This window comes from Gardnerella sp. 30-4 (assembly GCF_001641215.1).
Classification (GTDB): Bacteria; Actinomycetota; Actinomycetes; order Actinomycetales; family Bifidobacteriaceae; genus Bifidobacterium; species Bifidobacterium leopoldii.
Genome location: NZ_LXJL01000092.1, coordinates 10,563 through 19,665 on the forward strand (window position 1 = coordinate 10,563; position 9,103 = coordinate 19,665).

Here is a 9,103-nt window from a genome sequence, read left to right on the forward strand (position 1 = left end):
AGCATCCGCGTCGCCATTGCCGGTGTCGGCAATTGTGCTTCGTCGCTGGTTCAGGGCGTTGAATATTACAAAAACGCTGATGACGGTGAGAAAATTCCAGGGTTGATGCACGCTGTATTTGGTCAGTATCGTGTGCGCGATATTGAGTTTGTTGCGGCGTTTGATGTTGATTCTCTAAAGGTTGGGCATGATTTAAGTGAAGCAATTGGCGCTTCACAAAATAACACAATTCGTTTTGCTGATGTACCAAATTTGGGTGTAGAAGTATTGCGTGGTCCAACTTATGACGGTCTTGGTGATTACTACCGTGAAATGATTGATGAGTCCGAGGCTGAACCTGTTGACGTTGCTCAAGTTTTGCGAGATAAGCATGTGGATGTGCTTGTTTCTTATCTTCCAGTAGGATCTGAGCAAGCCGATAAAGCTTATGCGACTGCTGCGATGGAAGCTGGCTGTGCATTTGTAAACTGCCTGCCAGTCTTCATTGCTTCTGATCCTGAGTGGGCACAAAAATTCCGTGATGCAGGAGTTCCTATTATTGGCGATGACATTAAAAGTCAGGTAGGTGCAACTATTACTCACCGCGTTATGGCTCGACTTTTTGAGGATCGCGGTGTGCGTTTGGATCGCACGTATCAGCTGAATGTTGGCGGAAATATGGACTTTATGAACATGCTTCAGCGTTCAAGACTTGAGTCTAAAAAGATTTCTAAGACTCGTGCAGTAACTTCAATCGTGCCTCATGAAATGGATGAGCATAATGTTCATATTGGGCCTTCAGACTACGTAGCTTGGTTGGATGATCGCAAGTTTGCTTTCGTGCGTTTGGAAGGTACTACTTTTGGTGATGTTCCTTTGAATTTGGAGTACAAGCTTGAGGTTTGGGATTCTCCAAATTCTGCCGGAATTGTTATCGATGCTGTTCGAGCCGCAAAAATTGCTTTGGATCGCAAGCTTTCTGGTCCGGTTTTGGCTCCAAGTTCATACTTTATGAAGTCTCCTGCAGTTCAGCATGAAGATAGTGAAGCTCGCCAATTAGTTGAACGCTATATTGCTGGTGATGTTGAAGCTAACGAGTCTCAGCTTGATGAAGATACTGAATTTGCAAAAGAACATGGCAAGAGTGTGTGGCGCGCATAATTTATTACTACTCGACATGTAGCGAAAATCGTGTAATATAGATAAAGCCTCCGTGTGGCACTAAGTCACCCAATCCCCCCAGGGCAGAAATGCAGCAAGGGTAAGTGGCCTCTGGTGGGTGCGCGGAGGTTTTATTATGCGTAAAACTAGCGCGGTCGTAAATACTGTCGTAAAGTCTAAAGTATGAGTGAAGAATTTGCAGGAATTCAATCCAATAGCATTGACAATCAGCATGATGATTCTGCTGAGAAAAATGATGCGCTGCCGGTAGGTGGAACTTCGCAAGATGTTAATCGCAACAGTGAAGGTAGTGACTATTCGCATCCTTTGGATTCGATTAATACGATTACGCCATTTTCTCCAATCTCATCTGAGGATAATGACGAAAAAATATCGCCTTTATTTCCAGAAAATACTGAAGAGAAATCTTCTAAACAGTCTGTAAAACAGTTTGTGAAACAAACTAAACGTCAATCTGATTTGTCTGATTTGTCTGATTTGTCTGATTTGTCGTATTCAACTAATCAGTTATCTTCTGAAGATTCTTCATCGGATGCAGATGATATTGATCAGCTTGATCCGCTCGTAAAGCGTCCTCGAATATCTACCATATTGTGGTGTGTTGCTATTGCAATTGTTTTCCTGGCTTCTGCTGCGTTCATATGGTTTATTAGTGTGCAAACAGTACTTGGTCAAAGCTATGAAGAAATGGTAATTGACGGATTTGGCTCTCATGGTATGCCGTCTTGGCTTGCATTTTGCTTGCGACCTATAAGCGTTTCTATGGTTGTTATAATTACTGGCATAATAATTGCTCTTGTTTCACTCATAGTAGTTTGTATTCGTAAACGTTGGTGGCTTCTTGGTCAATGTGCTGGAATTATTATTCTTTCGGCTGCTGCTGAACCATTGAAAAAAATTCTTCCGCGCCCAATGCTTATAAGTATTGAATATTTGTCTGCAAATTCAGCACCTTCAGGTCATACCCTACTTATTACTGCATCATGTGCGTTGCTTATTTGTGTAGTTTCGCGTGTTTGGCGCGCATGGGCGTCAGTAGTTGCAGCTTTTATAAGCGTTCTTGTGGAACTTTCTTTGATTGCAGCACATTGGCATAGAGTTTCTGACGTTCTTATGTCATTACTTATCGTTGGTGCTGTAACGCTTATTATGCTCGCATGCACTCGCAGTAGTGGAATGGATATGCCAGCTTATCGACGTTCCTCAATTAGCGTTCAAATTGTAGGAAGCTCTATGATTACGATTGGTGTGTTGGCGTGTTTGTATGCACTTTATTTAATATGGCAAATTCTTCCTGGTGTTGATATTTTTGCTCAATGGGCTGCAAGCGTATCTTATGTAGCAACTTATTGGCTGATTATAGGCGTGTCTTTGCTTGTTTTTGGCGTAATTATGGTAATGCGTCACTCTACAGCTTCGCCGTTGAGTAGGCTTGGATTAGTAGGCGCTCCGCCGACGCCTCCATCTGCTTCTAAGTAATATTGTCTACTCTATCTGCTTTTATCCACCGAGGTGGAATGTAATAGACGTATAACTTAAGTTGCGATACAGTTAGCGTGAAACATATAGTTCGGAATTATATGTTCGATTGTGTTAGGAAAGGAGCGAATATGGCAGCACAGAATAAGCTAGTCATTGTGGAGTCTCCCACGAAAGCGCGAAAAATTGGCGGGTATTTAGGAAATGGATATACCGTCATGGCTTCAGTTGGGCATATTCGCGATCTCGCTCAGCCAAGCCAAGTTCCAGCCTCACGCAAAGCGGCGTTTGGTAAGTTTGGTGTAGATGTCGATCATGGTTTTGCACCATATTACGTAGTTGGCTCAGATAAAAAGAAAACTGTTTCCGATTTAAAGTCTGCGCTCGCAAAAGCTGACGAATTATATCTGGCAACTGATGAGGATCGCGAAGGTGAAGCTATTGCGTGGCATTTGGTAGAAGCATTGAAGCCAACTGTGCCAGTAAAGCGCATGGTGTTTCATGAGATTACTAAGGATGCAATTCAAGCCTCGCTTAGTAATACTCGAAATGTTGACGACAATATGGTTGACGCGCAAGAAACTCGTCGTGTGTTAGACCGTTTGTATGGATATGAGCTTTCTCCTGTTTTGTGGAGAAAAGTTGGTCCTGGTCTTTCTGCTGGACGCGTGCAGTCTGTTGCTACTAGGTTGATTGTTGAGCGTGAACGCGAGCGTATGGCGTTTACTAAGGCGTCTTACTGGGATATTAGCGCGATTTTAAGTTCTAAAGGCTCAGATGGTGAAAGTGTTGATTTTGAAGCGCGCATGAGCGAGCTTTCTGGTCGCCGTCTGGCTGGTTCTAAAGATTTCAATTCAAAAGGTGAGTTGGTTTCTACAAAAGATGAATCACAAAAAGCTTTGCATGTTGACGCTGATTTTGCATCTAAGCTTTCTAAAGCTCTTGAAAATTCAGATTTTGTAGTTGACTCTATGGAAACGAAGCCGTATCGTCGTCGTCCTTTGCCACCTTTTACTACATCAACTTTGCAGCAAACTGCTGGAAACCGACTTTCAATGAGCTCTCGCCAAACTATGCGAGCTGCGCAATCTTTATACGAAAACGGCTATATCACTTACATGCGTACGGATTCCGTAACGCTTTCCAAAGAAGCTATCGAAGCTGCGCGTAGTGCCGCTCGTGCAGCGTTTGGCGACGAGTATGTTTCGCAATCTCCTAAGCAGTATGCAACTACGTCTGCAGGAGCGCAGGAAGCTCATGAATGTATTCGCCCTGCTGGAGCGCGTTTCTTAAGCCCGGACGAGCTTGCAGATAAATTACCTGCGGATCAGCTGAAATTGTATACGCTTATTTGGCAACGAACCCTTGCGTCACAAATGGCTGATGCTACAGGTTTTACAGCAACTGTTAAGTTAAATGCTTCTGCTGGAGAATATGGAGAAGCTTTGTTCCAAGCTTCTGGAACAGTAATTACTTTTGCTGGTTTTATGAAGGTTTTTGGCAATGCACATGCATCTGAAGGTGAAAGCGATAAGGCGCTTCCTCAAATGCAAGCTGGGGATATTCTTGAAGCTAAAAGTGTTAGTGCGGATTCTCACGAAACTCAGCCTCCTGCAAGATATACTGAAGCTTCTTTAGTTAAAACTTTGGAAGCTAAGGAAATAGGCCGCCCTTCTACTTACGCAACGATTATTTCCACAATTATTGATCGCGGATACGTCTATGAGCGTGGACGTGCATTGATTCCTTCTTGGCTTGCTTTTGCTGTAATTAAGCTTTTGGAAGCGAATTTCCCGAAGTATGTTGATTACGCGTTTACTGCTGATATGGAAAATGGTTTGGACAGAATTGCGCACGGTGAAGAAACCGGTCGCGATTGGTTAACTAGGTTCTATTTCGGTTCTGGTGAAGGTGCCGCTAATTCCGCTGATGAAGCTCATATTGGTTTGCAACAGCAGGTTGCAGAGCTTGGTGAAATTGATGCGCGTGAAATAAATACCATAGACATTGGCGATGGTTTGCATGTGCGTATTGGACGCTATGGTCCTTACTTGGAAGACATTAAGAATCTTGATGCTGAAGGCAACCCTCGTCACGCTTCTTTGCCAGAAACTTTAGCTCCAGATGAGTTAACTGTTGATGCTGCTCGAGAATTGCTTGAGAATAATGCTGAAGGTCCACGTGTGCTTGGAGTAGATCCAGAAACGGGTGGGAACGTAGAAGTGCGCAACGGTCGTTTTGGGCCGTACGTGGCACTGGTAGAAGAGCAGAATAATGCGGAAGATTCTAAATCTTCTAAGGCTTCTAAGTCTTCTAAGGCTCGTCCAAAAATGGCTTCTTTGTTTAAAACCATGGATCCAGCGACTTTGACTTTGCAAGAAGCGTTGCAACTTTTGAATTTGCCACGTTTGGTTGGTGAGTATGAAGAAGTTGATGCCGAAGGCGTTGTAAAACTAGCTCGTATAGAAGCAAATAATGGTCGTTACGGTCCATATTTAACTAAAACATATTCTGCTGTAGATACTTCTGCTGGAGAAACTGTGGAATCTAAGCCGGATACGCGATCTCTTTCTAGTGAAGATACTATTTTTACTGTTACTTTGCAAGAAGCGAAAGATTTATTTGCGCAACCAAAGTACGGTAAGCGTACTCGTGGTGCCGCCAAGCCGCCTCTTCGTGAGCTTGGTGCAGATCCTGAAACTGGGAAGCCAGTAGTGATTAAGGATGGTTTCTACGGAGCTTATATTACTGATGGCGAAACGAATCGCACTTTGCCAAAGCAGTATACGCCTGAATCGATTGATCCGCAGGATGCATTTGCACTTTTGGCGCAAAAGCGTGCCGCAGGTCCCGTAAAACGCAAAAAGCGCGCGACTAAGAGCACTGCAAAATCTTCTGAAAAGAAGTCTACTGCGAAAAAATCTACCGCAAGGAAAACTTCTACAAAGAAGACTACTTCAAAGAAATCTACCGCTAAAAAAGCATAGGAATGAAATCTAAAGATTAAATAAACCTTGCATATGGAGTCAAAAAATATGGCATCTAAGAATGACGATTTCTCTGATGGCTGCGCTTGCGGAGGAAACTGCGGCTGCAGAAGTGAGCAATCTTATGCAAATAAAGGCTTATTTATTTCTTTTGAGGGCATTGATGGCGTTGGCAAAACTACGCAAGTTGAGGCTCTTAAGGATTATTTGCAATCTTCGGGGCGAGAAGTTGTAGTGACGCGTGAGCCTGGCGGTACGCAGTTGGGTAAAACTTTGCGCGAAATACTCTTGCATGGCACGAGTGTATCTGCCAGAACAGAAGCTTTGCTTTTTGCTGCGGATCGTGCACAGCATGTTGCGCAAGTAATTCGCCCTGCACTTAGCCGTGGTGCAGTAGTAATAACGGATCGTTATATTGATTCTTCGCTTGCTTACCAAGCAGGCGGTCGCGAATTGACTATGGATGATGTGCGAACTTTAAGTGAGTGGGCAACGGATTCGCTGTGGCCTAATCGCACTTATTTGCTAGATATGCAGCCGGAAGATGCTTTTAAGCGTTTGCATCGTGAGCAAGATCGCATGGAATCAGCTGGAATAGATTTCGCACGTCGCACTAGAGAAGCATTTTTAGATTTAGCGCAGGAATCTGCAGATCGTTATCGCGTATTAGATGCAACGTTCTCAGCGAAATCATTATCTGAACTTATTGTGCAAGACGTACATAACTTAATTGAAGAAATTGAAACTAAATAAAGTGGCGAATTTTATAAAGTGAAGAAGTAAAGAAGCTATGCAGGGGGTGAAGCGATGAGTGTGTGGGATAGCGTTATTGGGCAAGAACAGGTAGTTTCGCGATTGCGAAAAATTGCTTGTGCGGATGCTAGCAAAATAGCGCAATCTTGGCTGATTTGCGGAGCTGCTGGCTTCGGTAGTGCGCAAGTTGCGCGCGCTTTCGCTGCAGCTCTCGAAAGTCCGGATCATGGAGAAGGCAGTGATGGAATTAGCGGCGAAAATGAGCTTAGTAAAACTGCCAAAGAAGTTTTAGCAGGATCGCATCCTGATGTGCATACGCTTGCAACAAAAGGCGTAACTCTTAGTATTGACGATGTACGCGAGGCAATTGGGATTTCTGAGCAGATGCCTAGCACTGCTCCTTGGCGAATCATAATTATTGAAGATGTTGACAGAATGTTGGAACGTAGCACAAACGTTCTTCTTAAAGAGATTGAAGAGCCAAGCGAGCATACGATTTGGCTTTTATGCGCTTCAAGTGTTATGGATGTGCTTCCAACAATTCGTTCGCGTACGCAACTTGTGCAATTAGCTACTCCAAACGAGCAGTCTATAGCAGAATATCTTACTAAAAAAACGGATGCGGATAATAAGCTAGCAAATCGTGCAGCCAGGCTTTCTCAAGGAAATATAGCAACTGCTTTTATCTACGCAAGCGATGAGCGTGCTTTAAGTAGGCGAGATGAGCTTATTGCAGGATTGCTCCGTATGCATGATGCTGCCGACGCAATTATGCTTGCTGCAATGCTTATTGACGATGCAAAATCACAAGCAGAAGATGAGGTTCAGCGAAATGTTGAGGCTCAACAAAAAGAATTTCGTAGAATTAACGGATTAGGCGATGAGGATCGCATTCCGCCCAAATTGCGCGCAAGCTACAATGCAATTGGGAAAAAGGATGATATAAAACGTAAAGTAACTCGTGTAAGCCGCGACGTGTTATGCCGTTCTCTTGACGCAATCGATAGCGTGTATAGAGATGTTTTAGTTGTTATTAACGAAGCGCAAAAGTCTTCGCCGATTATAAATCAGGAATACAAGTCTAGAATTGTCCAGTTGGCACAAAGCATGACAGCAAGTAGTGCATTGGATTGTGTTGACAGCATTGCTACTACTCGTCGTCGGCTTTCGAGAAATGGTAACACAACTCTTGTTTTTGAAGCACTATTTTGCTCACTTTTGCAAAGTCAATAAAATACAAAAGTATCATATCCTCCACGGAAGTGACATATCGCTTGTGCCTATTCTTGGTGAATTTGTTGATTCGCGTCGCATGATTTCCGGTCTAAACTCCATATGTGCAGGTAACCAATGTTGCTCTGATTTGTTAACAGCGGTTAGGCGGATTGCTTCGCGCGCAATTTGCTGATACGGAGGACGGATTGAAGAAAGCTTTGGCTCAGATATTTCTGCCTGTCTGCTATCTCCGTAACCTATTACGAGAACGTCCTGCGGAACTTGCAAAGAAAGCTCATCTAAAGCTAGAAGTGCTCCAAGTGCGACAGCGTCATTTGCGCAAATAACAGCGTCTGGTTTGCGAGATTGTTTAGCGGTAGAATCAGAAAAAAGCCGCATTGTATCTTTGAATCCACGTTGATAAGTAAGTTCTCCAAAAGTTGTCCAATCTGGCTCAGAAAGTAAACTTAATCGGCTTGCAGCAGTCTGAAAATTGGCAAATAAGTTTGCACTTTGTGTGGAGTCAACATTTCCACTTAAATAAGCAATATTATGGGCATCGTGATGCGAAAGATGTATCAAAGCGGCTTCCATCATTGATTCTTGATCCATGCCAACCCAATTCACGTGGAATGAAGTAGTAGTGCCACCAATTTGCACAATGGGAAGATTGTCAACGTAGTTTTCAAGTGTTTTTGTTAAATCACTATTGTTAGATGGCATAACAATAAGACTGTCAACATTATGACCAATAAGCTCTTCTATGCGTTCTTCTTGAGCTTCTGTGTCTTTTCCAGTTCCAACAAGAAGTATTTTATCTATTTCATGAGCTGCTTCATCCAATGCAGAAAGCATATTTACGCTGAATGAATCATCTACGTTGCTTGTGCCCATTACTACGCCGATTGTATTAGTTGTGTCACTTCTTAATGCGCTTGCTGCATAATTTACTGAATAATTAAGCTGCTCTGCAGCTTTTCTTACGCGTTTTGCGATATCGTCATCTTTGGCTCGTCTACCAGAAAGTACACGAGATACTGTTGCAATTGAAACTTTTGCAAGAGCTGCTACATGAGTTATGGAGGCGTTTTGATTAGTTTGATTTGTCATATCTGCCCCCGAATAAGTGCGGTGCTGTAATTATTGGTAAACAGCACCGCAAATTGAATATTATTTATTTGTCAGTTTATGTACACTTATTTATTTATATTATTCGCCTTTCGTGACTACGTCGACAAGATTGTTAGCTACATTTTCAGCGTCTTCACCATCAACGGTAATTGTGATTGAATCTCCTTTAGTAATGCCCAATCCCATAATTGAAAGAATGCTATTCGCACTTACAGGGGCACCTTCGCCTTTCGCAATCGTTACAATGCAATTTGAGGACATTGCGGCTTGAGAAAATTCTGACGCTGGGCGAGCATGTATTCCAACTGGGTCTTCAATAGTAACAGTACGAGTTGCAATTGCCATTTTTTCTCCTTTGAATAATAATTAACAAATTC

At 43.0% G+C, this 9,103-nt stretch carries 7 protein-coding genes and 1 other RNA gene; 6 read left to right on the forward strand and 2 right to left on the reverse strand.

The genetic code is table 11. The features are described 5' to 3' along the window. The 6 genes from A5294_RS05320 to A5294_RS05345 all read left to right on the forward strand — a co-directional run. Window positions 1–1,140, forward strand: a 1,140-nt coding sequence (locus A5294_RS05320; protein ID WP_231880201.1) for an inositol-3-phosphate synthase, incomplete at its 5' end; no start/stop codon positions are given. A 41-nt stretch (window positions 1,141–1,181) separates the two neighbouring features. After that, window positions 1,182–1,278, forward strand: an RNA gene (gene ffs, locus A5294_RS05325) — signal recognition particle sRNA small type. 45 nt (window positions 1,279–1,323) lie between these two features. Next, the gene (locus A5294_RS05330) at window positions 1,324–2,640 is read left to right on the forward strand and encodes a phosphatase PAP2 family protein (protein WP_064340638.1); all 1,317 of its coding nucleotides are present in this window, start codon (window positions 1,324–1,326) and stop codon (window positions 2,638–2,640) included. Window positions 2,641–2,771: 131 nt separating this feature from the next. Beyond that, window positions 2,772–5,627 (forward strand): type I DNA topoisomerase, encoded by a 2,856-nt coding sequence (topA, locus tag A5294_RS05335; RefSeq protein WP_064340639.1) that lies wholly within the window; start codon window positions 2,772–2,774, stop codon window positions 5,625–5,627. Window positions 5,628–5,675: 48 nt separating this feature from the next. Continuing rightward, entirely contained in the window at window positions 5,676–6,380 is a 705-nt protein-coding gene (tmk, locus tag A5294_RS05340) for a dTMP kinase (RefSeq protein WP_064340640.1), read from the forward strand. 54 nt (window positions 6,381–6,434) lie between these two features. Then, window positions 6,435–7,613: a DNA polymerase III subunit delta' gene (locus tag A5294_RS05345; protein ID WP_064340641.1), complete on the forward strand. Its 1,179-nt coding sequence runs from the start codon at window positions 6,435–6,437 to the stop codon at window positions 7,611–7,613. Between the two features lie 12 nt (window positions 7,614–7,625). Here A5294_RS05345 and A5294_RS05350 read toward each other — a convergent pair whose 3' ends face one another. Both A5294_RS05350 and A5294_RS05355 read right to left on the reverse strand, forming a co-directional pair. Then, window positions 7,626–8,705, reverse strand: a complete 1,080-nt coding sequence (locus tag A5294_RS05350; protein ID WP_004104752.1) for a LacI family DNA-binding transcriptional regulator — start codon at window positions 8,703–8,705, stop codon at window positions 7,626–7,628. Between the two features lie 99 nt (window positions 8,706–8,804). Next, window positions 8,805–9,071: an HPr family phosphocarrier protein gene (locus tag A5294_RS05355; protein WP_004104751.1), complete on the reverse strand. Its 267-nt coding sequence runs from the start codon at window positions 9,069–9,071 to the stop codon at window positions 8,805–8,807. Window positions 9,072–9,103: the final 32 nt, after the last annotated feature.

Coding starts and splice junctions, on each gene's coding strand:
- A5294_RS05355 (WP_004104751.1), bottom strand. CDS start 9,071: ATGGCAATTGCAACTCGTACTGTTACTATTGAAGACCCAGTTGGAATA.
- A5294_RS05350 (WP_004104752.1), bottom strand. CDS start 8,705: ATGACAAATCAAACTAATCAAAACGCCTCCATAACTCATGTAGCAGCT.
- tmk (WP_064340640.1), top strand. CDS start 5,676: ATGGCATCTAAGAATGACGATTTCTCTGATGGCTGCGCTTGCGGAGGA.
- A5294_RS05345 (WP_064340641.1), top strand. CDS start 6,435: ATGAGTGTGTGGGATAGCGTTATTGGGCAAGAACAGGTAGTTTCGCGA.
- A5294_RS05330 (WP_064340638.1), top strand. CDS start 1,324: ATGAGTGAAGAATTTGCAGGAATTCAATCCAATAGCATTGACAATCAG.
- topA (WP_064340639.1), top strand. CDS start 2,772: ATGGCAGCACAGAATAAGCTAGTCATTGTGGAGTCTCCCACGAAAGCG.